Source organism: Coprococcus sp. AM100_B19A (assembly GCF_027662015.1).
GTDB lineage: Bacteria > Bacillota > Clostridia > Lachnospirales > Lachnospiraceae > Allocoprococcus > Allocoprococcus comes.
On the sequence record NZ_JAQDKN010000017.1, the window covers coordinates 50,458 to 75,042 of the forward strand.

General features: G+C 45.0%; 21 protein-coding genes. 20 read left to right on the forward strand and 1 reads right to left on the reverse strand.

The window, feature by feature from the left end; translation table 11 throughout:
* Positions 1–346: 346 nt before the first annotated feature.
* On the forward strand, positions 347–988 hold the full coding sequence (locus PGQ33_RS14255; RefSeq protein ID WP_008369334.1) for an orotate phosphoribosyltransferase: 642 nt from the start codon (positions 347–349) through the stop codon (positions 986–988).
* Between the two features lie 149 nt (positions 989–1,137).
* Here PGQ33_RS14255 and rpsT read toward each other — a convergent pair whose 3' ends face one another.
* Positions 1,138–1,401 carry a 30S ribosomal protein S20 gene (gene rpsT, locus PGQ33_RS14260; RefSeq protein WP_173688486.1) on the reverse strand — a complete coding sequence of 88 codons (264 nt, stop codon included), beginning with the start codon at positions 1,399–1,401 and terminating at the stop codon, positions 1,138–1,140.
* A 193-nt stretch (positions 1,402–1,594) separates the two neighbouring features.
* Between rpsT and gpr the strand changes: the two genes are divergently transcribed.
* From gpr to PGQ33_RS14355, 19 genes are all read left to right on the forward strand, one after another.
* Entirely contained in the window at positions 1,595–2,557 is a 963-nt protein-coding gene (gpr, locus tag PGQ33_RS14265; protein ID WP_117823782.1) for a GPR endopeptidase, read from the forward strand.
* A 119-nt stretch (positions 2,558–2,676) separates the two neighbouring features.
* Positions 2,677–3,855, forward strand: coding sequence for a stage II sporulation protein P (locus PGQ33_RS14270; RefSeq protein WP_270205947.1), 1,179 nt, complete (start codon positions 2,677–2,679; stop codon positions 3,853–3,855).
* Positions 3,856–4,083: 228 nt separating this feature from the next.
* Complete coding sequence (locus PGQ33_RS14275; protein WP_022220261.1) at positions 4,084–6,003, forward strand: DNA gyrase/topoisomerase IV subunit B; 1,920 nt, start codon at positions 4,084–4,086, stop codon at positions 6,001–6,003.
* Positions 6,004–6,083: 80 nt separating this feature from the next.
* Complete coding sequence (locus PGQ33_RS14280) at positions 6,084–8,324, forward strand: DNA gyrase/topoisomerase IV subunit A (RefSeq protein WP_270205948.1); 2,241 nt, start codon at positions 6,084–6,086, stop codon at positions 8,322–8,324.
* Between the two features lie 9 nt (positions 8,325–8,333).
* A complete protein-coding gene (locus PGQ33_RS14285) occupies positions 8,334–10,085 on the forward strand; it encodes a molecular chaperone HscC (RefSeq protein ID WP_270205949.1) in 1,752 nt (583 codons plus the stop codon).
* A complete protein-coding gene (locus PGQ33_RS14290) occupies positions 10,085–11,074 on the forward strand; it encodes a DnaJ domain-containing protein (RefSeq protein WP_270205950.1) in 990 nt (329 codons plus the stop codon). The genes PGQ33_RS14285 and PGQ33_RS14290 overlap by 1 nt, the downstream gene beginning before the upstream one ends.
* A gap of 12 nt (positions 11,075–11,086) precedes the next feature.
* Entirely contained in the window at positions 11,087–11,647 is a 561-nt protein-coding gene (locus PGQ33_RS14295; protein WP_195412943.1) for a hypothetical protein, read from the forward strand.
* A gap of 129 nt (positions 11,648–11,776) precedes the next feature.
* Positions 11,777–12,244: a ribosome maturation factor RimP gene (gene rimP / locus PGQ33_RS14300; RefSeq protein ID WP_008369315.1), complete on the forward strand. Its 468-nt coding sequence runs from the start codon at positions 11,777–11,779 to the stop codon at positions 12,242–12,244.
* 19 nt (positions 12,245–12,263) lie between these two features.
* Positions 12,264–13,445 carry a transcription termination factor NusA gene (gene nusA, locus PGQ33_RS14305; RefSeq protein WP_008369313.1) on the forward strand — a complete coding sequence of 394 codons (1,182 nt, stop codon included), beginning with the start codon at positions 12,264–12,266 and terminating at the stop codon, positions 13,443–13,445.
* Positions 13,446–13,483: 38 nt separating this feature from the next.
* Positions 13,484–13,738: an RNase P modulator RnpM gene (gene rnpM, locus PGQ33_RS14310; RefSeq protein ID WP_334294126.1), complete on the forward strand. Its 255-nt coding sequence runs from the start codon at positions 13,484–13,486 to the stop codon at positions 13,736–13,738.
* Between the two features lie 10 nt (positions 13,739–13,748).
* A complete protein-coding gene (locus PGQ33_RS14315; protein WP_118217726.1) occupies positions 13,749–14,039 on the forward strand; it encodes a L7Ae/L30e/S12e/Gadd45 family ribosomal protein in 291 nt (96 codons plus the stop codon).
* Between the two features lie 27 nt (positions 14,040–14,066).
* The gene (gene infB / locus PGQ33_RS14320; RefSeq protein ID WP_270205951.1) at positions 14,067–16,694 is read left to right on the forward strand and encodes a translation initiation factor IF-2; all 2,628 of its coding nucleotides are present in this window, start codon (positions 14,067–14,069) and stop codon (positions 16,692–16,694) included.
* A 13-nt stretch (positions 16,695–16,707) separates the two neighbouring features.
* Positions 16,708–17,079, forward strand: a complete 372-nt coding sequence (gene rbfA / locus PGQ33_RS14325; RefSeq protein ID WP_008369305.1) for a 30S ribosome-binding factor RbfA — start codon at positions 16,708–16,710, stop codon at positions 17,077–17,079.
* 1 nt (position 17,080) lies between these two features.
* The gene (locus tag PGQ33_RS14330) at positions 17,081–18,043 is read left to right on the forward strand and encodes a DHH family phosphoesterase (protein WP_270205952.1); all 963 of its coding nucleotides are present in this window, start codon (positions 17,081–17,083) and stop codon (positions 18,041–18,043) included.
* Complete coding sequence (truB, locus tag PGQ33_RS14335; protein WP_055155876.1) at positions 18,040–18,966, forward strand: tRNA pseudouridine(55) synthase TruB; 927 nt, start codon at positions 18,040–18,042, stop codon at positions 18,964–18,966. The genes PGQ33_RS14330 and truB overlap by 4 nt, the downstream gene beginning before the upstream one ends.
* Before the next feature lie 16 nt (positions 18,967–18,982).
* Positions 18,983–19,915, forward strand: a complete 933-nt coding sequence (locus PGQ33_RS14340; RefSeq protein WP_270205953.1) for a bifunctional riboflavin kinase/FAD synthetase — start codon at positions 18,983–18,985, stop codon at positions 19,913–19,915.
* Positions 19,916–20,095: 180 nt separating this feature from the next.
* Complete coding sequence (rpsO, locus tag PGQ33_RS14345) at positions 20,096–20,362, forward strand: 30S ribosomal protein S15 (RefSeq protein WP_008369295.1); 267 nt, start codon at positions 20,096–20,098, stop codon at positions 20,360–20,362.
* Between the two features lie 329 nt (positions 20,363–20,691).
* Positions 20,692–22,779: a polyribonucleotide nucleotidyltransferase gene (locus PGQ33_RS14350; RefSeq protein WP_008369294.1), complete on the forward strand. Its 2,088-nt coding sequence runs from the start codon at positions 20,692–20,694 to the stop codon at positions 22,777–22,779.
* Between the two features lie 163 nt (positions 22,780–22,942).
* On the forward strand, positions 22,943–24,466 hold the full coding sequence (locus PGQ33_RS14355) for an IS1182 family transposase (protein WP_173700198.1): 1,524 nt from the start codon (positions 22,943–22,945) through the stop codon (positions 24,464–24,466).
* The last annotated feature ends 119 nt before the right edge of the window (positions 24,467–24,585 follow it).

A 24,585-nucleotide genomic window follows, 5' to 3' on the forward strand; every position in this document is an offset into this window, starting at 1 on the left:
GATTAGTTAGTTGGCGCCGCCAACGGTCGAACAAGCTTTGCTTGTGAGACTCTGACCGGCTTGTATGTAAATCATTCGACCCACAAACTCACAAACACATCCAGCGGAATCGCGCTATGCGCCAATTCCGCGTCCCCCCAAAACAAAAGTCCCGTCCTTCCACAAACACATCCAGCCAAACCGCGCTATGCGCCAGTTTGGCGTCCCCTCTAAACACCCATCCCGTCTCATTCCATCCCATCCCTCCACCATACTCCCCCACAATATACATATTGCACAACCTATCCCTCTGTGCTATACTAAAACCAGTCAAAACCACCAAAACAACTTAAAGGAGGAACTAGAAATGGATGAAAGACTGGAAGACCTTCGCTCCGCTAAAAACCCAAAGGCGCGAATTAAAATTTTAAAAGGACACTTTGCAACAAGTCATTCCCACATCAACACCTACATCGACATGTCAACGGTCAAATCCCGTCACAACAATGCCCGTGAAACTGCAAAAGTTCTTGCAGCAGCTTACCTTTCTAACACAACGGTAGATACCATCGTTTGCATGGAAGAGACAGAAGTGATCGGAACCTTCCTTGCCGAGCAGCTTGCCGATGAGAACCAGTACTCACTCAGCAAAGGAAACAACATTTCCATTATTACCCCGGAGATGTATCAGGACGGACAGATCCTGTTCCGTGACAACAAACAGAGAATGGTTGAGAACAAACAGGTTCTGATCCTTGCAGCGTCCATCACAACCGGTAAATCTGTCAAACAAGCAATCGAGTCTGTTCTCTACTACGGTGGAAGAGTCTGCGGAATCAGCGCAATTTTCAGTTCAGTCAACAAGATTGCAGGAATGGAAGTCAATACGATCTTCACAAGCAGTGATCTTCCGCATTACAGAGCATATTCTCCGGAAGATTGCCCGAAGTGCAGAGAAGGACAGCGGATCGAAGCTATCGTGAACAGCTACGGTTATTCTAAATTATAAGAGAAAATCAGAAGACAAAAAAAGTCTGTACCGAATACAAGCAGCATTTCAGTACAGACTCTTTTTTGAAAGATTTATGAAAACAAAAAAGACAGCCACTGACGGGATGGCTGCCTTTTTATCATTCATTATTTATCTCGAAACCGGAATTAAGCAATTTCGTTAACAGCTTTTGTTAAACGAGAGATCTTTCTTGCGCAAGTATTTTTGTGGTAAACACCCTTGCTTCCTGCTTTGTTGATTACAGAGATTGCTTCTTTTAATGCAGCCTTTGCAGCTTCAACGTCTTTCTTTTCAACAGCAGTTTCAACTTTCTTTACATAAGTTTTCACTTTAGATTTGATTGCTTTATTTCTAGCTGTCTTTGTCTCAGTTACTAAAATTCTCTTTTTTGCGGATTTAATATTAGCCATTTCCGACACCTCCAAATTATCATTTCATAAATTATATAATCATAATATTGAATTCGACGAAAAGTGACACGGAACATCCGTCGAACACACTTATTTATTTTAGGCGAAGAAAGATTGCTTGTCAATACATAATTCCAATTTTTTGCGAAAAACTAAGTGAATAAGACAGAAAATACAGAAATGGGAGAGGACTATGGTTGAAAAGTATAATATCAGGACGGATCTGGCGCTGGAAGAGAAGGAACGGTTTGAATCTGATCATGTTGAGGTCCAGGGTGTGATCTTGACGGAAGAGTATGATGAGGAAAATGAGATCCGCATCACGACCGTGAGGATTGAGACCGAAAACGGAGCAAAAGTGATGGGGAAACCGGTTGGCAGCTATATCACGATCGAGGCACCGGAAATGGCAGTTCCCGATGAAGGATATCATGAGGAGATTTCACAGCAGCTCCGGAAATTCATTGGAGAACTGCTTCCTAAAAGAAAGATGGAAAAGATCCTGGTGGTCGGTCTTGGCAACCGCCAGGTGACACCGGATGCACTTGGTCCTTATGTGGTAGACAACCTGCATATCACAAGGCATATCATTGAAGAGTACGGAAAGTATGCAACAGGGGAAGATGAGGTCTGGTCGGTCAGCGCGATCGTGCCGGGGGTTATGGGGCAGACCGGAATGGAGACTGTGGAGGTGATCCGGGGGGTGGTGGCAGAGACAAAACCGGATATCCTTCTGGTGATCGATGCGTTGGCAGCGAGAAATTCAAAAAGGCTGAACCGGACGATCCAGATTGCGGATACGGGAATCAATCCGGGATCCGGGGTGGGAAATCACCGAAATGCAATCACGGAAAAGACAGTCGGGATCCCGGTGATTGCAATCGGTGTGCCGACTGTAGTGGATGCGGCAACCATTGTAGGCGATACGATGGATAATCTGCTCAGTGCAGTGGAAGTATCTGAATCTTTAAAAGGCATGGCAAGTGTGATCAAAGGATACAGTCCGGCAGAAAAATATGAGCTGATTAAAGAACTGATCGCGCCACATTTAAATGGAATGTTTGTAACACCAAAAGATATTGATGAGACCGTCAGGCGAATCAGTTATACGATTTCGGAGGCACTGAATATGCTTTTTGCGGCTTCAGCGACATAATCAGGCAGTGAGCTGCATATATTATGTCAATATGACACAAAAGGTCCGGGGCAGGATCCAGTCTGGAAAGATATGGTTTTGCTACAGCGATCTTCAGAAACTGGCAGGGAGGCGCGCAGATGAAAAAAGAACAGAGAATTTGTGTGCTTCTTGCCATTATGATTTTGGGAATCTGGGGACTGGAAGCAAAAAGCAGCGGTTCACTGATCCCGAAGTCCTGGAAGATCAGGATGATCCAGAGCGTTCAGGAGAATGCGGAGCGGCTTTATATGCCGGGAGTTACATATACGGAAAAAAAACAAGGGGAAATCCGGGTGACGGAGGCTGTTGTCCACATGGCATCTGCCCTGATTCCTCTTGGCAATTATGTGACTGAACGGGAGGCGGCAGAGCTTCTGACAGAAGATGAGGCTACCTATGCGATTCTTGCAAAAAAGCAGGCAGAAGAAGAAAATTCGGTGGATGAAAATGGACAGCTTATCGGGAAAGACAAAAGTGAAGAGACAAGGCAGGCGTCCGTACCGACGATGGATCTTTCAATGGAGCGGCTAAATGATTTTGAATATCTTGTGAGCAATTTTTATACGGTGGACAGCGTGACTTATATCAATCCTTCGGAGTTGAACGCTTCGGAGCTGCTTGGAAAGGATTTGAGGATCGATCTGAGTACGGGCGGTTCGAAAATCCTGATCTATCACACCCATTCCCAGGAGACATTTGCAGATTCGGACAATGATCCGTCCACCTCAATTGTAGGGATCGGGCGTTATCTGACGGAGATTTTAAATAACAAATACAAGATTCCGACCATGCATCATGAGGGTGTATATGATCTGATCAATGGGAAACTGGACCGGAGCGAGGCCTATGAATTTGCCAAACCTGAGGTGGAACAGATCCTTGCGGAAAATCCGAGTATCGAAGTGGTGATCGATCTGCATAGAGACGGCGTGGCGGATACTACGCATCTGGTGACAGAGATAAATGGGAAACCGACGGCACAGATCATGTTTTTTAACGGACTGAGCCGGACGCGGGTAAACGGAGACCTTGTCGGAATGGCCAATCCATATTTGCAGGATAATCTTGCATTTTCCCTGCAGATGAAGATTGCGGCAGAAACAAAATATCCGGGATTTGCAAGGAGAAACTATCTTCGCGGCTATAAATACAATATGGATCTGATGCCGCGGATGCTTCTTATTGAGGCGGGCGCGCAGACCAACACGGTAGAGGAAATGCGAAATGCCATGGAGGTGCTGGCAGACCTTTTAAATAGTGTGCTGACCGGACGATAGAGGGAGTATTCTTATGACAGAATGGAAACTACAGAAGTTTAACGATATAAAATATGTTATAATGGCAGGGGAGGTCAATTTGGCTTGACAAGAGGATTGAAATTGAGATAGAATTTTTCTTACTGAATTGAAGAAACAGATCAGGGAATCCGGGAAATTGTAAGGAGGCTGCTGCCGCAGGATTTTACCTGGATATTTTAGGATAGATCATAAGAGGAGAGGAAGAAAATGGCAAAAAAGACTACATATGATGCGGAGAGTATTACCATTCTGGAAGGACTGGAAGCCGTCCGGAAAAGACCGGGAATGTATATTGGAAGCGTCAGTACCAAGGGGCTTAACCACCTGGTGTACGAAATTGTAGATAATGCGGTAGATGAGCATCTGGCAGGATTTTGTTCACAGATAGAGGTGACACTGGAAAAGGACGGTTCTGCAACGGTAACAGATAATGGACGCGGTGTGCCGGTAGGTATGCATGCAAAAGGAGTATCGGCGGCCAGAATCGTATATACCACCCTACATGCGGGAGGTAAGTTCGATGATTCGGCATACAAGACAAGTGGCGGTCTGCACGGAGTAGGTTCTTCGGTTGTTAATGCACTATCTACTTATATGGATGTAAAGATCAGTCGTGACGGTGCGGTCCACCACGACCGTTATGAGAGAGGAATTCCGGTGGTAGAACTGGAGGATGGGCTTCTTCCGGTGATCGGAAAGACCAAAAAGACCGGAACCTGTGTCAATTTTCTTCCAGATCCGACAATTTTCGAGAAGACGAGATTTAAAGAGGAAGAGATCAAGAGCCGACTGCATGAGACAGCCTACCTGAATCCGGAACTGACGATTATATTTACAGATAAAAGAAAGACACAGGAAGAGAGGATCGAGTATCATGAACCGGATGGGATCATTGGATTTATCAAGGATCTGAATTCCAAAAAAGAAGTGATCCACGATCCGGTTTACTATAAAGGAGAAGCAGAAGGTATCGAAGTGGAAGTTGCATTCCAGTATGTGAATGAATTTCATGAAAATGTATTAGGTTTCTGCAACAATATTTATAATGCGGAAGGGGGAACCCATCTGACCGGGTTCAAGACGACATTTACGACGATCATGAACCAGTATGCCCGTGAAATTGGTGTGTTAAAGGATAAGGATGCCAACTTTACCGGTGCGGATGTACGGAACGGAATGACGGCGATCGTATCGATCAAGCACCCGGATCCGAGATTTGAGGGACAGACCAAGACAAAGCTGGACAACCAGGATGCGGCAAAAGCGACCGGAAAGGTGACCAGTGATGAGATCCCGCGTTTCTTTGACCGGAATCTGGAGACACTGAAAAAGGTTCTTTCCTGTGCGGAAAAAGCAGCAAAGATCCGTAAGACCGAGGAAAAGGCAAAGACGAATCTTCTGACCAGGCAGAAATATTCTTTTGACAGTAACGGTAAGCTTGCCAACTGTGAGAGCAGGGATGCATCCAAATGTGAAATCTTCATCGTTGAGGGAGATTCTGCGGGAGGAAGCGCAAAGACTGCCCGTGACAGAATGTATCAGGCAATCCTGCCGATCCGTGGAAAGATTCTGAACGTGGAAAAAGCAAGCATCGATAAGGTTCTGGCAAATGCCGAGATCAAGACCATGATCAATGCATTCGGATGTGGATTTTCAGAGGGATACGGTAATGACTTTGATATCACAAAGCTGCGGTATGACAAGATTATCATCATGGCGGATGCGGATGTGGATGGAGCGCATATTTCCACACTGTTGCTGACCTTATTCTACCGGTTTATGCCGGAACTGATATACGAAGGTCATGTCTACGTGGCAATGCCGCCGCTTTATAAGGCAATGCCGAAAAAGGGAGAAGAAGAGTACCTTTACGATGATAAGGCACTGGAGAGATATAGAAAGACACATTCCGACTTTACCCTGCAGCGATACAAAGGTCTGGGTGAAATGGATGCAGAGCAGCTCTGGGAGACAACCCTCAACCCGGAAACTCGAATGATGAAACGGATCGAGATCGAGGATGCACGTATGGCATCCGGTGTAACAGAGATGCTGATGGGAACAGAAGTTCCGCCGCGCCGCGCATTTATTTATGAAAATGCGACAGAGGCAGAACTGGATATTTAAAAACAGATCGGAAAGGCATGGATTTTCAAAAGGGGAAAGTCTGTGCATCAGAAAACATAAACTAGAAGAGGTAAGAGAAAATGGAAGAGTCACAGATCATCCGGACGGAATATTCGGAGCTGATGAAAAAATCATATATTGACTATGCCATGAGTGTTATCATTTCCAGAGCCCTCCCGGATGTCAGGGATGGTTTGAAACCGGTACAGAGAAGAACACTCTATGACATGTATGAGCTGGGAATCCGTTATGACAGACCATATCGTAAATGTGCGCGTATTGTCGGGGATACCATGGGTAAATATCATCCACATGGAGACAGCTCGATCTATGAAGCGCTGGTTGTTATGGCACAGGAATTCAAAAAAGGAATGATCCTGGTAGATGGTCATGGAAACTTCGGCTCCATTGAAGGAGACGGGGCTGCAGCCATGCGTTATACTGAAGCAAGACTGGCGAAAATCACACAGGAGGCATATCTTGCCGATCTGGACAAAGATATCATTGATTTTGTACCGAATTTTGATGAGACAGAAAAAGAGCCGGCAGTTCTTCCGGTAAGAATTCCGAACCTTCTGCTGAACGGTGCGGAAGGAATCGCAGTTGGTATGGCAACCAGTATTCCGACACATAACCTGGGCGAGATTGTGGATGCGGTTAAGGCATACATGAAGAACAATGATATCACGACAAAACAGCTGATGAAGTATATCAAAGGACCGGATTTCCCGACAGGCGGGATCGTCGTCAATAAAGATGATCTGGCAGAAATTTATGAGACTGGAACCGGAAAGATCAAGATTCGTGGAAAAGTAGATGTGGAAGAGATAAAAGGCGGACGGAAGAAGATCGTCATTTCCGAAATCCCGTACACCATGATCGGAGCCGGAATCGGTAAATTTCTGAACGATGTCTGCAATCTGGTGGAGACAAAGAAGACCAGTGACATCGTAGACATTTCCAATCAGTCTTCCAAGGAAGGAATCCGTATTGTAATTGAAGTGAAGCGTGATGCAGATGTGGACAATCTGATCAACATGCTTTATAAAAAGACCAGACTGGAGGATACCTTTGGTGTCAATATGCTTGCGGTAGCCGATGGCAGACCGGAAGTACTGGGACTCAAACGTATCATCGAACATCATGTAGATTTCCAGTTTGAACTTGCAACCAGAAAATACAAGACGCTGCTGAAAAAAGAGCAGGATAAAAAAGAAATCCAGGAGGGTCTGATCAAGGCGTGTGACGTGATCGACCTGATCATTGAGATCCTGCGTGGAAGCTCGTCCATCAGGGATGCAAAAAAATGTCTGACAACAGGTGCGACGGAGAAGATCAAGTTTAAGTCGAAAAGATCTGAGAAGATGGCATCCATGCTCCGGTTTACCGACCGGCAGGCACAGGCAATTCTGGAGATGCGTCTGTACAAGCTGATCGGTCTGGAAATCGAGGCGCTGATGAAGGAGCATGAGACAACGCTTGCAAATATTGCAAAATATGAGGATATTCTGAATAATTATGATTCTATGGCGCAGGTGATCATTGATGATCTGGATGCGCTGAAAAAAGAATATGCCGTGAAGCGTAAAACGAAGATCGAGAATGCAGAAGAAGCTGTGTTTGAGGAAAATAAAGTACAGGAGCAGGAGGTTGTCCTTCTGATGGACCGCTTTGGTTATGCAAAGACGGTGGATGGATCCGTCTATGAACGTAACCGGGAAGCGGCAGATAAGGAGAATAAGTATATTCTGCGCTGTATGAATACCGGCAAGTTGTGTCTTTTTACATCGGATGGCAAGATGCATCAGATCAAAGTGATGGATCTCCCTTATGGAAAATTCAGGGACAAAGGATTTCCAATCGACAATGTAAGTAATTTTGACAGTACAAAAGAAGAAATCGTATATCTATGTGATGACAGAGAACTCTTTTTCTCAAAATTTCTGTTTGTCACGAAGCAGGGAATGATCAAAAAGGTGGCAGGAAGTGAATTCCAGGTAACTAAGCGGACAATCGCGGCAACGAAGCTGCAGGATGAAGATGCACTGGTAAGTATCCGGCCGATCCGGGATGCGCAGGATGTAGTTCTGATGACGGAGAATGGATTTGTGCTCCGTTTCCCGGCGGAAGAAGTTTCGGAGAAGAAAAAGGGTGCAGTTGGTGTGCGCGGTATGAAATTACAGAAAAATGACAGCGTGGAAGAGGTATATCTGTTTGAAGAAGGAACGGAGAGCAAGGTGATCTTCCATGAAAAAGAAGTGACACTGAACCGCTTGAAACGGGCGAAAAGAGATGGAACAGGAACACGAATGAGAAAGTAGGTCGGTCATATGGCAACGGTAGGAATTGATCTTGGAACAACAAACAGTCTGGTAAGCGTGTGGCAGGATGATAAATGCACGTTGATTCCAAATAATCTGGGAGAATATTTAACACCGTCGGTAGTAGGAATTGATGAGAACGGTGAGATGCTGGTAGGGAGAACGGCGAAAGAGCGTCTGATCTCCCATCCGGAAAGTACAGTGGCAAGTTTCAAGCGTTTTATGGGGACGGAGAAGACATTTATGCTTGGAAACAGGCGGTTTACAGCGGCAGATCTGTCGTCCATGGTCCTGCGGCAGCTGAAAGAAGATGCGGAAAAATACCTGGGTGAGCCGGTTGAAGAGGCAGTCATCAGTGTCCCGGCGTATTTTAATGATTTTCAGAGAAATGCGACGAAGATGGCAGGAGAGCTTGCCGGACTTACTGTGGAGCGTCTGGTCAATGAGCCGTCGGCGGCAGCACTTGCCTATCGCTTTGGAAAGACTAAGGAGGATCAGACCTTTCTGGTGTTTGATTTTGGCGGAGGAACTCTGGATATCTCGATCGTAGATGCATTTGACAGTGTGATCGAGATTGTGGCAGTTGCCGGAGACAATCATCTCGGTGGGGATGATGTGAACCGTGCAATTGCGGAAAAATTCCTAAGTGTCAATCGGATTGATGAAGGAAAGATCACTAATGAAGAAAGAGCCAGCCTGATCCGGGAGAGTGAGAAGCTGAAACGTACACTGACTGATGCGCCGGAGGGCGAGATGGAGGTTGTGATCGGCGGACAGATTTACCAGATGAAACTGGATGCGAAAGGACTTCTGGAGGTGTCTGCAAAGCTGCTGGAAGGAATCGGGATTCCGCTGAAACGGGCGATGAACGACAGTGGTTATGGATGGGAGGATATTGACGAGATCATTATGATCGGTGGATCCGGTAAGATGAAGATCGTGCAGAATTATCTGCAGTTTTTGAGTGGCAAAAGACCGCGGTGTGAGATCGATCCGGATGTTGCGGTTGCGGTCGGCGCCGGAATGTATGCCGGAATCAAGGAGCGGCAGCAGGCAGTGCGGGATGTACTTCTTACAGATATATGTCCGTTTACACTTGGAACCGAGATCATTCACGGAGATACCAAGGGACCGGCGATCATGTCTCCGATCATTGAGCGAAATTCGGTTCTTCCGATCAGCCGGGTGGAGCGATACTGGACGGTACATCAGTTCCAGGAATACTGTGATATCACGATTTTACAGGGCGAGCACCGCTATGCAGACCAGAATCTGGAGCTTGGGCGGATCCGTGTGCCGGTGCCGCTGGCAAGAAGAGAGGATCAGAGGGAAGCGGTGGATGTCCGATTTACCTATGACATTAACGGAATTCTGGAAGTGGATGTGACCGTGGTGAGCACCAAGGAGCATTTCAGTAAGGTGATCGTCAACAAAGATATCCATCTGACACCAGAGCAGATTGAGGAAAGAAGAAAAGAACTGCAGAAGATTAAGATCCATCCGAGAGAGCAGGAAAAGAACCGGCTTCTGCTGGAAAGAGGCGACCGTCTTTACGAAGAAAACACCGGAGAAATCCGAAAATATCTGGACAAGATCCTGGCAGATTTTTCAGTTGCATTAAATGCACAGGATTTGCGGACGATCGAGAAGGCGTATACAAGGACAAGTGAGCTTCTGGATATTGTGGAGAATACACCGAAGAGATCGGTGCCGGTCAAGATAGAAGCTTATCTGTATGATGAGTGGAGGAGGCAGCAGTGATGAACTGTTTTACGGTACTTGGGATTGAACCAACAACGGAAAAGAAAACGATAAAGCGGGCGTATGCGGCGAAGTCCCGGGAGTTCCACCCGGAAGAACACCCGGAGGAATTCCAGAGGATCCACGATGCCTATGAAGAGGCGCTTGCGTGGGCGGAGCGCAATGCGGGAAGAGGGGAAGAGCCACAGATGCCGGAAGAGCCGCGGCGGATGGAGATGGGAGCAGCGGAGCAGGAAAAAGCAGCGGAATCTGAAACATGGAATTATGCAGAGCCGGAGAGAAACCCGGAAGAGGATTACATGGAAAATCCTCAGAAAGAAGATGCACAGTCAGAAGAATCTTCTGCGCAGTATGAAGAACTTCCTGCGCATTCTGACGAAGATTCTGAGGAAAGTTTCCGGGAAGAAGAGGCAGGAGAGCCATCTGTACAGTTAGAGGAAGATTCCCGGACGTGGGACAGTGACTGGACCCGTCAGTTTCAGAATATGGCGGATGCTTCTGAGCGACAAGGCGCGGATGACCGTGAGGTCCGGAAAATCATGGAGCAGTGCATCAGTCTGTATTTGAATGAAAAGGAACGGAATAAGCTGTATCACTGGAAGGATATTCTGGAGGAACCGGCGTATAGAGAATATTTCCGAACAAAAACCTTTGTGGAATCCTGGTATCATTTTCTGGACACCCACCGGATGTTTGATGCGGCGATCTGGCAGTATTTTCAGTGGATCGATGGAAAATTATTTTCAGCTCTTGAAGCAGGTGTGATGCCGTTTGCCTATCCGACACAAGAAGAAATCGAAAGAATGCCGCGGCAGGAGACACCGGAACAGACGCAGGAGAGGCGAACACCGGAGCCTGGTCCGGCACTTCCAAAGGTGAAAAAGGAGAAATCCAAAGCGGTGAAGGTACTCTTATATCTTGCGGCGCTTGCGGGAACTGGGATCGGCGGAATGATCCTTGGAATTATAGCAGGTACGATATTAGGGTAAGGAGGACGGAAGATGAAAAAGAAAAAATCCGGAAAAAGAATTTTTGCAATCGTTCTTCTTGTTGTGATTGGAATTGGCGGTTTTTACTTTGGATATGATATCGGAAGAATGGATCACGATGAGGAAAGGATTCGGACAGAGCTGAAAAAGACGACTGCTGATTCAGAAATATCTATCCGCCCGGTTGCAAAGGGTGGTACTGGAAAAACGGAGATCGAAATCCTGACAGAATGTCTGGAGGATGCGAAGGACAGCCTGGAGAATCTGGAAAAATATAATGAACAGCTGCAGGCGCTCGATGGAAAGACACCGGATACAGAAACCGTTGTTTTGATACAGGATCTGGATGATAAGAACGAAAAAGCATATGAAGTACTGAAAGATCTTACGGAAGACCCGGCGGGATACATCGCAGAAAAAGCGGCGGCGCGTGGCGAAGGTGATGAAGTCTGGGCAGATGACTGGGCAGCAGATATCCAGGTTGTAAAATGGCTGAAAGAGAACGACGGAAAGCGTCTTTACAAAGAGAATCAGGCATATATTTTAAAAATCCTTGCATTTCAGGAAAAGTAGTGCTATACTGTATGCAGTTACATAAGAAATCTGGCAGAAGAGTGGACGAAAGTTCACTCTTCTTTTTGCCAGTCATACAACCAAAATCGGACAGATTTTTGGAGCCTGATTAAGAAAGGAAGTTGCAGATTGTCAAAAAAAGAAGTATATGAACAGAAAACAGAAGAGATTCTGAACCCAATCGTGGAAAAGCATGGATTTGATCTCTGGGATGTAGAATATGTAAAAGAGGGCGGAAACTGGTACCTGCGTGCTTATATTGATAAGCCGGGAGGAATTATGGTCGATGACTGTGAGGTTGTAAGCCGGGAACTTTCAGACATTCTGGATGAGAAGGATTTTATCGATGAAGCGTATATTCTGGAAGTGAGTTCGCCGGGACTTGGCAGACCGCTGAAGAAAGAAAAAGACTTTGCAAGAAGCCTGGGAGAAGAAGTAGAGGTTCGTACTTACCGGGCAATCGACAGACAGAAAGAGTTTATTGGAATCTTAAAAGATTATGATAAAGATACAGTTACCATTGAATATGAAGACGGCGAGACGATGACATTTGATAAAGCAGACATCGCACTGATCCGTCTGGCGTTCGATTTCTAGTGACAGGAGGAAGAAGGAAATGAATACCGAATTATTAGAAGCACTTACAATTCTTGAAGAGGAAAAAGATATCAGCAGAGATACTCTGATGGATGCCATTGAGAATTCACTGATCAATGCATGTAAGAATCATTTCGGAAAAGCAGACAATATCAAAGTAATTATGGATAAGGAGACATGCGATTACACTCTGATCCAGGAGAAGACCGTTGTAGAAGAAGTAGAGGACAAAGTAGAACAGATCAGTCTTGCAGATGCGAAGATGATCGATCCTTCTTATGAGATCGGTGACATCGTACAGATCCCGGTTGAGTCCAAATCTTTCGGACGTATCGCAACACAGAATGCAAAGAACCTGATTCTTCAGAAGATTCGCGAAGAAGAAAGAAAAGTTGTATATGATCAGTACTTTGAAAAAGAAAAAGATATCGTGACAGGTGTGGTTCAGAGATATATTGGCAAGAATGTCAGTGTAAACCTTGGAAAAGCAGATGCGATCCTTACTGAGAATGAGCAGGTAAAAGGTGAGAAATTCGAGCCGACAGAGCGTATCAAACTTTACGTTGTAGAGGTGAAGAACACGACAAAAGGACCAAAGATCCTTGTATCAAGAACACATCCGGAACTGGTTAAGCGTCTTTTTGAGGCGGAAGTAACCGAGGTGCGTGATGGTATTGTAGAGATCAAGAGCATTGCAAGAGAAGCAGGTTCCCGTACCAAGATCGCAGTATGGTCTAACGACCCGGATGTAGATCCGGTTGGAGCATGCGTTGGTATGAACGGTGCCAGAGTCGGAGCCGTTGTAAATGAACTCCGCGGTGAAAAGATTGATATCATCAACTGGAGTGATAACCCGGCAATCCTGATCGAGAATGCACTCAGCCCGGCGAAGGTTATTTCTGTAATGGCTGATCCGGATGAGAGAACAGCAAGTGTAATTGTACCGGATTACCAGCTTTCACTTGCAATCGGTAAAGAAGGTCAGAATGCACGTCTTGCAGCAAGACTGACCGGATATAAGATCGATATCAAGAACGAAACACAGGCGATCGAGTCTGGCGAACTTCCGGCAGATTATATGAATATGGCTGAGAATTATGAAGATGATTATCAGGAGGAAGAGTATTCAGACGAAGAATATTCTGCTGATGAAGAATCAGAGGAAGAAGTAGCAGATGATCTTGATCTGTATGAAGAATAGACAGAGGTGATTATTTGAGTACGACCAAAAAGATCCCGATGCGTAAATGCGTGGGATGTCAGGAAATGAAGAATAAAAAAGAAATGCTGCGTGTTCTGAAAACAGCAGAAGGCGAATTCATTCTGGACGCAACCGGACGTAAGAACGGGCGCGGGGCATATCTGTGCTTTTCCGGAAAATGTTTGCAGGAAGCAATAAAGAATAAAGGACTGGAACGTTCTTTCAAACAGGCGATACCAAAAGAGATATACGAAAATCTGGAAAAGGAGCTGGAGCAGCTTGAACATAAATAGAGCATTATCGATGATCAGTCTGGCGACCAAAGCCGGCAAGACAAAGAGCGGGGAATTCATGACAGAAAAAGAAGTCAAGGAAGGACGCGCGCATCTGGTGATTGTGGCAGACGACGCATCGGACAATACAAAAAAGAAATTTCAGAACATGTGTGATTTTTATAAAGTGCCAATATACTTTTTTGAAGATAAAGATACCCTGGGCCATGCGATGGGAAAAGAGTTCCGCGCTTCGCTTGCAGTAACAGATGCAGGGTTTGCAAAAGGAATCAGAAAACATCTGGATATGGAAGAAGGATAATAGGAACTGTATACAGGAGGTAGATTTATGGCAAAATTAAGAGTATATGAACTGGCAGAACAGATGAATAAGACAAACAAAGAAATACTCTCTATATTAAAAGATAAAGGAATTGAGGTGGCAAGTCATATGAGTACACTTTCAGATGAACAGATTGATGCAGTAAAAAGTGAAAAAACTTCTGAAGATACCCCGAAGAAGAAAAATATCGTTCAGGTTTTCAGACCGCAGAACTCACAGGGCGGCGGAAGAGGCCGTAATGGTCAGGGACGCCCGCAGGGCAGTCGAAACGGACAGCGCCAGCAAGGTAATGGAAATGGTCAGGGACGCTCACAGGGCAATGGAAACAGACAGGAACGTACACAGAATGGTAACAGCCAGGGACGCCCTCAGGGAAATGGCCAGGGACGTCCGCAGAACGGAAACAGACAGGAACGCCCGCAGGGTAATGGAAATGGCCAGGGACGCCCGCAGAACGGAAACAGACAGGATCGTCCGCAGGGAGAAAACCGTGATAACAGACAGCGCAGAAATCCAAACGGACCAAGAAACGGTCAGGATCAGAGACAGGGACGCCCGGGTGATGGAAGAAGAGATGGCGGATTCCAGAACCGCGGAGACAGAAGAGATAATCGAGATAACCGTGATAACAGAGACGGAAGAGAGATGCGTGATGGCGGACGCCGTGACGACAGAAGAAAATCCAGCCCGTCTATTCCGGCACCTGCAATCGCAGAACAGAAACCAAGCCGCAACAAACCAAAAGATGCGCACAAGAAGAAAGAATATAACAGAAATGAAGAGAACGAAGACAGACTGCAGAAAGGCAAAAAGGGCAAAAACAATAACGCTCAGCCGAAAATGGTAAAACCACAGCCGAAGAAAGAGGTTGTGGAGGAGCAGATCAAGCAGATCACAATTCCGGAAGTACTTACAATCCAGGAACTTGCAGATGCAATGAAGATCCAGCCATCCGTAATCGTTAAGAAACTCTTCATGCAGGGCAAGATTGTAACAGTCAACCAGGAAATTGATTACGAGACAGCTGAAGAAATCGCTCTGGAATTCGATGTGCTCTGTGAAAAAGAAGAAGTAGTCGATGTGATCGAAGAACTTCTGAAAGAAGACGAAGAAGACGAAAAGAAAATGAAGAAACGTCCGCCGGTAGTCTGCGTTATGGGACACGTTGACCACGGTAAAACCTCTCTTCTTGACAAGATCCGTGATACTCATGTCATCGCAGGAGAAGCAGGTGGAATCACACAGCATATCGGTGCTTCAGTTGTGGAAATCAACGGTGAGAAAATCACCTTCCTCGATACACCGGGACATGAAGCATTTACCGCAATGCGTATGCGTGGTGCAAATTCTACCGATATTGCAATCCTGGTTGTTGCAGCAGATGACGGTGTCATGCCGCAGACTGTAGAAGCGATCAACCATGCAAAGGCAGCAGGGATCGAGATCGTAGTTGCGATCAACAAGATTGACAAGCCAAGTGCCAATATCGACCGTGTAAAACAGGAACTGACCGAATATGAACTGATTCCGGAAGACTGGGGCGGAAGCACCATCTGTGTACCGGTATCTGCTCATACAGGAGAAGGAATCAAAGAGCTTCTGGAAATGGTTCTTCTTACCGCAGAAGTGATGGAACTGAAAGCAAATCCGAACCGCCGCGCAAGAGGTCTTGTAATTGAGGCTGAGCTTGACAAAGGAAAAGGACCGGTTGCAACCGTTCTTGTACAGAAAGGTACACTCCGTGTCGGAGATCCGATCGCAGCAGGTTCTGCATATGGTAAAGTACGTGCCATGATGGATGACCAGGGACGCCGTGTAAAAGAAGCAGGTCCTTCTATGCCGGTTGAGATCCTCGGTCTTAATGATGTGCCGAATGCAGGTGAAGTATTTGTTGGCTGCAAGAATGATAAAGATGCAAGAAGCTTTGCAGAGACATTCATCAGTCAGAACAAGATCAAGAAACTGGAAGAAACCAAGTCCAAGATGTCTCTGGATGATCTGTTCAACCAGATCCAGGAAGGCAACTTAAAAGAACTTGGAATCGTTGTAAAAGCAGACGTACAGGGATCTGTAGAAGCGATCAAGCAGAGTCTTGTCAAACTTTCCAATGAAGAAGTCGTTGTCAAGATCATCCATGGTGGTGTTGGTGCGATCAATGAATCTGACGTTACGCTTGCAGCAGCATCCAATGCGATCATTATCGGATTCAATGTACGTCCGGACGCAACTGCAAAGGAAACGGCAGAACGTGAAGGTGTTGATGTGAGACTGTACCGTGTCATCTACAATGCGATCGAAGACGTTGAAGCAGCCATGAAAGGTATGCTTGAGCCTGTATTTGAAGAAAAGGTACTTGGCCATGCCGAAGTACGTCAGACATTCAAGGCTTCCGGAGTCGGAACAATTGCAGGATCTTATGTCCTTGACGGTACATTTGAACGTGACTGCCAGGCAAGAATCGTTCGTGACGGCGTTGTGATCTATGATGGAAAGCTTGCTTCATTAAAGCGTTTCAAAGATGATGTGAAGGAAGTTAAAGCCGGATATGAATGTGGTTTCGTATTTGAACGTTTCAACGATGTCAAAGAAGGAGACCAGGTAGAAGCATTCAAGATGGTGGAAGTTCCTAGATAAAGAAGGGTAGAAAATGAGAAAAAACAGCATTAAGAATACAAGAGTAAACGCAGAGGTACAGCGTGAACTGAGTACTATTCTGCGTGGAGGGATCAAGGATCCGCGTGTTGCACCGATGACTTCGGTTGTAGCGGTAGAGGTTGCTCCGGATCTTAAAACCTGCAAAGCATATATCAGTGTCCTGGGCGATGAAAAAGCCCAGGCTGATACCCTGAAGGGATTACAGAGCGCAGAAGGCTATATCCGCCGCGAACTTGCTCATACACTGAATATGCGTAACACACCGGAGATCAAGTTCGTACTGGATCAGTCCATTGAATATGGTGTCCGGATGTCAAAGAAAATTGATGATGTAACAAGAGATTTACGGGAAGAGGATGATTAGTATGTTATTAGATGCAATTTCTAAAGCCGGGACGATCGCACTTGGCGGACATGTCCGCCCGGATGGGGACTGTGCAGGTTCCTGCATGGGATTGTATAACTATGTCAGAGAGAATTTTCCTGAAAAAGAGATCGATGTTTATCTGGAAGAGCTTCCGAATACACTGAAGTTCATGAAAAATACAGATAAGATCCGGCATGAAGTGACGGAAGAAAAAACCTATGATCTGTTTATCGCACTGGATTGCGGGGATATGGGAAGACTTGGATTTTCGGCAGTCCTTTTCAAAAAAGCGGCAGTAAGATTCTGTGTAGATCATCATGTGAGCAACCAGAGTTTTGCAGATCAGAACTATATCATGCCAGATGCAAGCTCGACAAGTGAGCTGATCTACGATCTGCTGGATTATGGGAAGATGTCTGTGGAGACTGCCGAGTGCCTTTACACAGGAATGGTGCATGATACCGGTGTGTTCCGTTATTCCTGTACCCATCCGTCGACCATGCGCGCAGCAGCAGCACTGATGGAAAAAGGAATCGATTTTACAAAAATAATTACAGAGACTTTTGATGAAAAGACCTATGCACAGAACCAGGTTCTGGGGCGTGCATTGTTGGAAAGCTTTCTTTTTATGGACGGAAGATGTATTGTATCTTATGTTACAAAAGAAGAGATGAATTTCTACCAGGTAAAAGCGAAACATCTGGATGGAATCGTAAGCCAGCTGAAACTCACAAAAGGGATCGATGTTGCAATTTTTATGTATGAGCTTGAACATGGAACCTTTAAGGTAAGTCTGCGATCCAGTGAAAAGATAGATGTAAGTGTAGTTGCAAGCTATTTTGGCGGCGGCGGACACGCAAGGGCAGCCGGATTCTCCATGACTGCCACACCACATGATATCATCAACAATCTGGCAAGAAGACTGGAACTTCAGTTTAACAGTGGGAGCGAAGCGGAATGATACATGGCGTACTGAATGTATATAAAGAAAAAGGCTATACGTCCCATGATGTGGTCGCAAAGCTGCGCGGGATCGTAAAGCAGAAAAAGATCGGGCATACCGGAACCCTTGATCCGGATGCCGAAGGAGTACTTCCGGTCTGCTTTGGGAAAGCAACAAAGCTTTGTGACCTGCTGACAGATAAAGATAAAACCTATCAGGCGGTTCTTCTTCTCGGTCAGGTGACGGATACACAGGATACTTCCGGTCAGGTTCTGGAAAAACATAGCACAGAAGATCTGACCAATGAAAAAGTGGAAAATGTGATCCGCAGCTTTGAGGGCGAATACGATCAGATTCCGCCGATGTATTCGGCACTCAAAGTTAACGGGAAAAAGCTTTATGAGCTTGCCAGAGAGGGCAAAGAAGTAGAGCGGAAAGCACGAAGAATCACGATTCATGAGATCCGGATCCTGGAGATCAATCTTCCGGAGGTAAAACTGGAAGTGACCTGTTCAAAGGGAACGTATATCCGTACACTGTGTCATGATATCGGTCAGAAGCTTGGCTGTGGCGGATGCATGAAAGAGCTTTTGAGAACACGTGTAGAGCGGTTTGGACTTGAAGACAGTATCCGGCTCGGTGAAATTGCACAGCTTCAGAAAGAAGGGATTCTGGAGGAGAAGATCATCGCGATAGATGAAATGTTTCCAACGTATGCACAGGTCGTACTGCCACCGAAAACGGCCGCGGCAGTACGGAACGGGAATAGTTTCAGAAAAAGAGATATTTCACAGGAAACAGCATTAAAGGAGTATGAGAACGATGAGAGAGTCCGCGTGTACGATGAATCGCATCAGTTTATTGCGATTTACTGTTACTGCAGGAAAGACGATCTCTTCAAGATTGTAAAAATGTTTTTTGATGGAAATGAAAAAAAGTAATTAAAGAGGAAAGAACATGGACTATATCAGAGGGCTGGAAGCCTATCAGGATTCCAGAGAGGCAGCAATCACACTCGGCAAATTTGATGGAGTTCACAGAGGACATCAGAAGCTGATCAAAAAAGTATGTCAGCTGAAGGCGAAAAAAGGCGTTCGTTCTGTTGTGTTTGCATTTGATATGAATCCGCTTTATGAAAAGCTTGGAAAATCAAGAGAAGGGATCATGTCCAATGAGGAGCGCAGATGTCTTCTGGACAAGAAAGTAGATGTACTGCTGGAATGCCCGTTTTCCAAAGATGTTACAAGTATGTCGGCAGAGGATTTCATCCGGAAGATCCTGATTGAGAAAATTCATGCCCGGTATATTGTGATCGGAACGGATTTCCACTTTGGGCATGACAAGCGTGGTGATGCAAAAATGCTTGCAGAATATGCCGATGTGTATGGATATGAACTTTTTGTGATTGAAAAAGAGATGTACGGAAAACGGGAGATCAGCAGCAGCTATGTCAGGGAAGAGCTTCGGAAGGGAAATATGGAAGCTGTGAATGATATGCTGGGGTATGCATATACTGTACGGGGAAAAGTAGAGCATGGCAGGCAGCTGGGCAGAAAACTGGGATTTCCGACACTTAATGTACATCCGTCAAGGGATAAACTTCTTCCACCGAACGGAGTTTATCTGGATAGTGTGAGGATTGATGGAATCTGGTACAACGGAATCGGTAATGTCGGGTTTAAGCCAACGGTATCCGATGAGAAGCGGATGCTGATCGAGAGCAATCTGCTGGATTACAGTGGTGATGCCTACGGAAAAGAGGTAGAGATCCAGCTTTATCATTTTAAGAGACCGGAGCAGAAGTTTGAATCGGTAGAAATGATGAAGGCTCAAATCGATCAGGATATTGCTTACGCAAAAGAATTTTTCCGTTATCATCATAAGAAATAACAGAGCCGGTGAACAGGAATATGAAAACCTGCCAGATGCGGGAAAGATAAAATCCTTCTTGACAGGATTCGGGGCATATGGTACACTAGGCAAGTATGAAAAACCGATGTTCGGCAGATGGAATCTCCAACCACTGCTTAATATCAGGCAATTAACAGTATATTTAGGAGGTAGTGACAAATGATCACAAAAGAAATGAAAGAACAGATTATCAAAGAATACGGAAGAACAGAAGGAGATACAGGATCTCCGGAAGTACAGGTAGCTCTTCTTACAGCAAGAATCAATGATCTTACAGATCACTTCAAAGCTAATCCGAAGGATCACCACTCAAGAAGAGGACTTCTTAAGATGGTTGGACAGAGAAGAGGACTTCTTGCATACCTTAAGAAGAATGACATTGAAAGATATCGTTCACTGATCGAAAGATTAGGTTTAAGAAAGTAAGACGTATTTTACAGGGAGCGAAAGGCATCAGCTGGATGTCTTCGCTCCCTGTTTGTTTACGCAAACAATGAGCCGAACCGGTACAACATGCATCATCCATGCCAATCAGCATAGTGATTGACAAGGGAGTGACCAATAACCGTGTTTTGCCACATTTTAAAGTTAGTTATATAGAATCTTGCAAGAGATGTAAGGATATGATATAATACAAAAGATTGTGGGTAGAGATTGCGTCCGAGACCACTGAAAAGTATATTTTGAGAAGTGTATTTTTCAGTAGTTTCGGAGATTTTACCCGTCAGATAAACAGATAAAAAAGGAGAACATTTATGTACAAAAAGTTTGAAATGGAACTTGCAGGCCGTACACTCCGCGTAGATGTTGGAAGAGTTGCCAAACAGGCGAACGGCGCAGTACTTATGCATTATGGTGATACAGTTGTGCTTTCAACAGCAACTGCATCCGACAAACCAAGAGAAGGAATTGACTTCTTCCCGCTCAGCGTTGAATACAATGAGAAGCTTTATGCAGTAGGAAAGATCCCGGGAGGATTTAACAAGAGAGAAGGAAAGGCATCAGAAAATGCTGTTCTTACCTGCCGTGTGATCGACCGTCCGATGAGACCGCTTTTCCCGAAGGATTACAGAAATGATGTAACTTTGGAGAACCTGGTTCTCTCTGTTGAACAGGACTGCTCACCGGAGCTTACTGCTATGCTTGGATCAGCGATTGCGACTGCTATTTCTGATATCCCGTTCGATGGTCCGACAGCTTCTACCCAGGTAGGACTTGTTGACGGAGAACTGGTATTCAATCCAACCGCAGAGCAGAAAGAAAAGTCCGACCTTGCACTGACTGTTGCATCTACAAGAGAAAAGGTAATCATGATTGAAGCCGGAGCAAATGAAGTACCGGAAGCTAAGATGCTCGAAGCCATCTTCGCGGCGCATGAAGTGAATCAGAAAGTCATCGCATTCATCGACCAGATCGTTGCAGAATGTGGAAAACCAAAACATGATTATGTAAGCTTTGCAGTACCGGAAGAACTCTTTGAAGCGATTCAGAAGATCGTAACACCGGAAGAGATGGAAGTTGCAGTATTCACAGATGACAAGCAGACAAGAGAAGAAAATATCCGTAAGATCACAGAAAAGCTGGAAGAAGCTTTTGCTGATAACGAAGAATGGCTTGCCAAACTTGGTGAAGCTGTATATCAGTACCAGAAGAAGGTTGTCCGCAAGATGATCCTCAAAGACCACAAGCGTCCGGACGGTCGTGCAATCGAAGAAATCCGTCCACTTGCCGCAGAAATTGACCTGATCCCGAGAGTACATGGTTCTGCTATGTTTACACGTGGACAGACACAGATCTGTACCATCACCACACTGGCTCCGCTTTCAGAAGCACAGAAGGTAGACGGACTGGATGAATCTGAGACATCCAAGAGATATATGCATCACTATAACTTCCCGTCATACTCTGTAGGTGAGACAAGACCTTCCAGAGGACCGGGACGTCGTGAGATCGGACATGGAGCCCTTGCTGAGAGAGCACTGGTACCGGTACTTCCGTCAGAGGAAGAATTCCCGTATGCGATCCGTACCGTATCTGAGACATTTGAATCTAACGGTTCTACTTCTCAGGCAAGTGTATGTGCATCTTCTATGTCACTTATGGCAGCCGGTGTACCAATCAAATCTGCAGTTGCAGGTATCTCATGTGGTCTGGTAACAGGTGCTACTGACGATGATTATCTGGTACTTACAGATATTCAGGGGCTGGAAGATTTCTTCGGAGATATGGACTTCAAGGTAGCAGGTACACATAAAGGTATCACAGCGATCCAGATGGATATTAAGATCCATGGACTGACAAGACCGATCATCGAAGAAGCAATTGCACGTACAAGAAAAGCAAGAGTTTACATTCTGGATGAAGTTATGGCTAAGACAATCGCTGAGCCAAGAGCACAGGTTGGCAAGTATGCACCGAAGATCATTCAGATGAATATTGATCCGGCTAAGATTGGTGAAGTTGTAGGTCAGAGAGGAAAGACCATCAACGCAATCATCGAAAAGACAGGCGTTAAGATTGATATCACAGATGAAGGAAGCGTATCTATCTGTGGCGTAGATGCAGACAGCATGGAACAGGCAAGAAAGATGATCGCTACCATCGTAACAGACTTCGAGGCAGGAATGGTTCTTGAAGGTGATGTTGTAAGCATCAAAGAATTCGGCGCATTCATCGAATTTGCACCGGGCAAAGAAGGAATGGTACACATTTCCAAAATCGCTAAGCAGAGAATCGATCATGTAGAAGATGTTCTTTCTATCGGAGATCACGTCAAAGTGGTTTGCCTTGGAAAAGACAAGATGGGACGTTTGAGCTTCAGCATCAAAGATGTTGCAGAATAAAGTTTTATAAAATCAGAAGGGGGCTGTGAAAAAAGAATAGTCCCGAAAAAAAAGAAAGACCAAGAGTTTATATTGAACTCAAGGTCTTTCTTTCTGTTATAATTAATTTGTGACAAAAAATAATAACATAATCTATTCTAACCCAAAACAGGCAATTTTGCCAATGCTAATTCAAGATTATCTGGACATCTGTGATCCAGTGCTGACTTTTGACAGATTTATGGGAGGAATCGAACTGGAGAAATATCTGAAAAATATTCCGCAACATTATACAGGAAGACTCAGATATGACCCGGTCAGCATGCTGAAGACAGTTTTGTTTGGATTTATGGAGAATGGCTATATATCATTACGTGAACTGGAGGATCAGTGTAAAGTCAATCTCCGCTTCATGTATCTCATGGATCATCAAACACCTTCTTATCGTACCTTCGGTTACTTCATTAACGAGGTACTTGCTGATTCCATTGAAGAGATATTTCAAGACATAAACAAAAAAATTTTCGAGACAGAACATGTGGATCTCCAACACCTATACATCGATGGATCCAAGTTTGAAGCAAATGCGAATAAATATTCCTGGGTATGGAAAAAATCAACCGAAAAATCCAGATACCGTGTCTTCGATAAAATTACTACACTTTTTGCGGAAATCAATGAAGAACTGACATGTACAGGGATAAAGCTTTGTATCAATAGTGAGTATGCGCCAGAGTATCTGAAAGAAGCTGCCGAACAGTATGCAGAAGCCTGGCAGATTGATGAAACTGCGTTTGTTCATGGCAGGGGACATCGCAAAACTACACAGCAACGGCATTATGAGAAACTCAGGGAGTATGCTGCTAAGTTAGAAGAATACGTGGAAAAAATCAAAATCTGTGGGGAGGATCGCAACAGCTACTCGAAAACAGATCATTCGGCTACTTTTATGCGAATCAAGACAGATTACATGGGAAATGACCAGCTGCTTCCGGCTTATAATGTACAGGTTGGTGTTGCAGATGAATACATTGCTGTTGTTGATGTAAATCAGTATCGCTCAGATATGGATTGTTTTGTTCCGTTGATGAACAAGTTTTATACTACATATGGCTTTTATCCGAAGTATCCAGTGGCAGATGCCGGATATGGTTCTTACAACAATTATATTTTTTGTGAGCAGCATGGAATAGAAAAGTATATGAAATTCACCATGTTCAAGAAAGAGACTACTGACATGAAGTATCATAAAGATCCATTCCGAGCAGTAAATTTTCCAATCGGGGAAGACGGAATCATGCGTTGCCCAAACGGGAAAAACTTTTATCTTCAGTATCGAAAAAACGTAAAAGGGAACAAGTATGGGCGTCAGGAAGAAGTGTATCAGTGTGAAGACTGCTCCGGCTGTCCATACGCAGAACAATGTAAAAAGACAGACAAAAACCGTACTGTTCGGATCAACCGCGAACTTACAGCGATGCATCAGGAAGTGATAGAAAATCTCGAAAGTATCCAGGGAGCGCTTCTAAGGATGAACAGATCCATTCAGGCAGAAGGTACCTTTGGTATCATGAAAAACGACCGGTGGTACAAAAGAATTGTCCGAAGAGGAATAAAATCTGTATTGCTTGAAGTATTTCTCGTTTCTATCGGACACAATCTTTATAAATATCACAACAAGCAGAAAAAAGTTGCAACTGCCGCATAGGATTCATAATGGCATTCTCATGGGGGAAGGGGGATTATACGCTTTTTTGTGAAATATAATTACTGTTGTATTTATAAGAAAAAGGACGCATGAAAAAACTTTCGTTTTTTCACACGCCC

What these genes read in the sequence shown, in the direction of transcription:
- PGQ33_RS14255 (WP_008369334.1), top strand. Translation starts at nt 347, where the DNA reads ATGGATGAAAGACTGGAAGACCTTCGCTCCGCTAAAAACCCAAAGGCG.
- rpsT (WP_173688486.1), bottom strand. Translation starts at nt 1,401, where the DNA reads ATGGCTAATATTAAATCCGCAAAAAAGAGAATTTTAGTAACTGAGACA.
- gpr (WP_117823782.1), top strand. Translation starts at nt 1,595, where the DNA reads ATGGTTGAAAAGTATAATATCAGGACGGATCTGGCGCTGGAAGAGAAG.
- PGQ33_RS14270 (WP_270205947.1), top strand. Translation starts at nt 2,677, where the DNA reads ATGAAAAAAGAACAGAGAATTTGTGTGCTTCTTGCCATTATGATTTTG.
- PGQ33_RS14275 (WP_022220261.1), top strand. Translation starts at nt 4,084, where the DNA reads ATGGCAAAAAAGACTACATATGATGCGGAGAGTATTACCATTCTGGAA.
- PGQ33_RS14280 (WP_270205948.1), top strand. Translation starts at nt 6,084, where the DNA reads ATGGAAGAGTCACAGATCATCCGGACGGAATATTCGGAGCTGATGAAA.
- PGQ33_RS14285 (WP_270205949.1), top strand. Translation starts at nt 8,334, where the DNA reads ATGGCAACGGTAGGAATTGATCTTGGAACAACAAACAGTCTGGTAAGC.
- PGQ33_RS14290 (WP_270205950.1), top strand. Translation starts at nt 10,085, where the DNA reads ATGAACTGTTTTACGGTACTTGGGATTGAACCAACAACGGAAAAGAAA.
- PGQ33_RS14295 (WP_195412943.1), top strand. Translation starts at nt 11,087, where the DNA reads ATGAAAAAGAAAAAATCCGGAAAAAGAATTTTTGCAATCGTTCTTCTT.
- nusA (WP_008369313.1), top strand. Translation starts at nt 12,264, where the DNA reads ATGAATACCGAATTATTAGAAGCACTTACAATTCTTGAAGAGGAAAAA.
- rnpM (WP_334294126.1), top strand. Translation starts at nt 13,484, where the DNA reads ATGCGTAAATGCGTGGGATGTCAGGAAATGAAGAATAAAAAAGAAATG.
- PGQ33_RS14315 (WP_118217726.1), top strand. Translation starts at nt 13,749, where the DNA reads ATGATCAGTCTGGCGACCAAAGCCGGCAAGACAAAGAGCGGGGAATTC.
- infB (WP_270205951.1), top strand. Translation starts at nt 14,067, where the DNA reads ATGGCAAAATTAAGAGTATATGAACTGGCAGAACAGATGAATAAGACA.
- rbfA (WP_008369305.1), top strand. Translation starts at nt 16,708, where the DNA reads ATGAGAAAAAACAGCATTAAGAATACAAGAGTAAACGCAGAGGTACAG.
- PGQ33_RS14330 (WP_270205952.1), top strand. Translation starts at nt 17,081, where the DNA reads ATGTTATTAGATGCAATTTCTAAAGCCGGGACGATCGCACTTGGCGGA.
- truB (WP_055155876.1), top strand. Translation starts at nt 18,040, where the DNA reads ATGATACATGGCGTACTGAATGTATATAAAGAAAAAGGCTATACGTCC.
- PGQ33_RS14340 (WP_270205953.1), top strand. Translation starts at nt 18,983, where the DNA reads ATGGACTATATCAGAGGGCTGGAAGCCTATCAGGATTCCAGAGAGGCA.
- rpsO (WP_008369295.1), top strand. Translation starts at nt 20,096, where the DNA reads ATGATCACAAAAGAAATGAAAGAACAGATTATCAAAGAATACGGAAGA.
- PGQ33_RS14350 (WP_008369294.1), top strand. Translation starts at nt 20,692, where the DNA reads ATGTACAAAAAGTTTGAAATGGAACTTGCAGGCCGTACACTCCGCGTA.
- PGQ33_RS14355 (WP_173700198.1), top strand. Translation starts at nt 22,943, where the DNA reads ATGCTAATTCAAGATTATCTGGACATCTGTGATCCAGTGCTGACTTTT.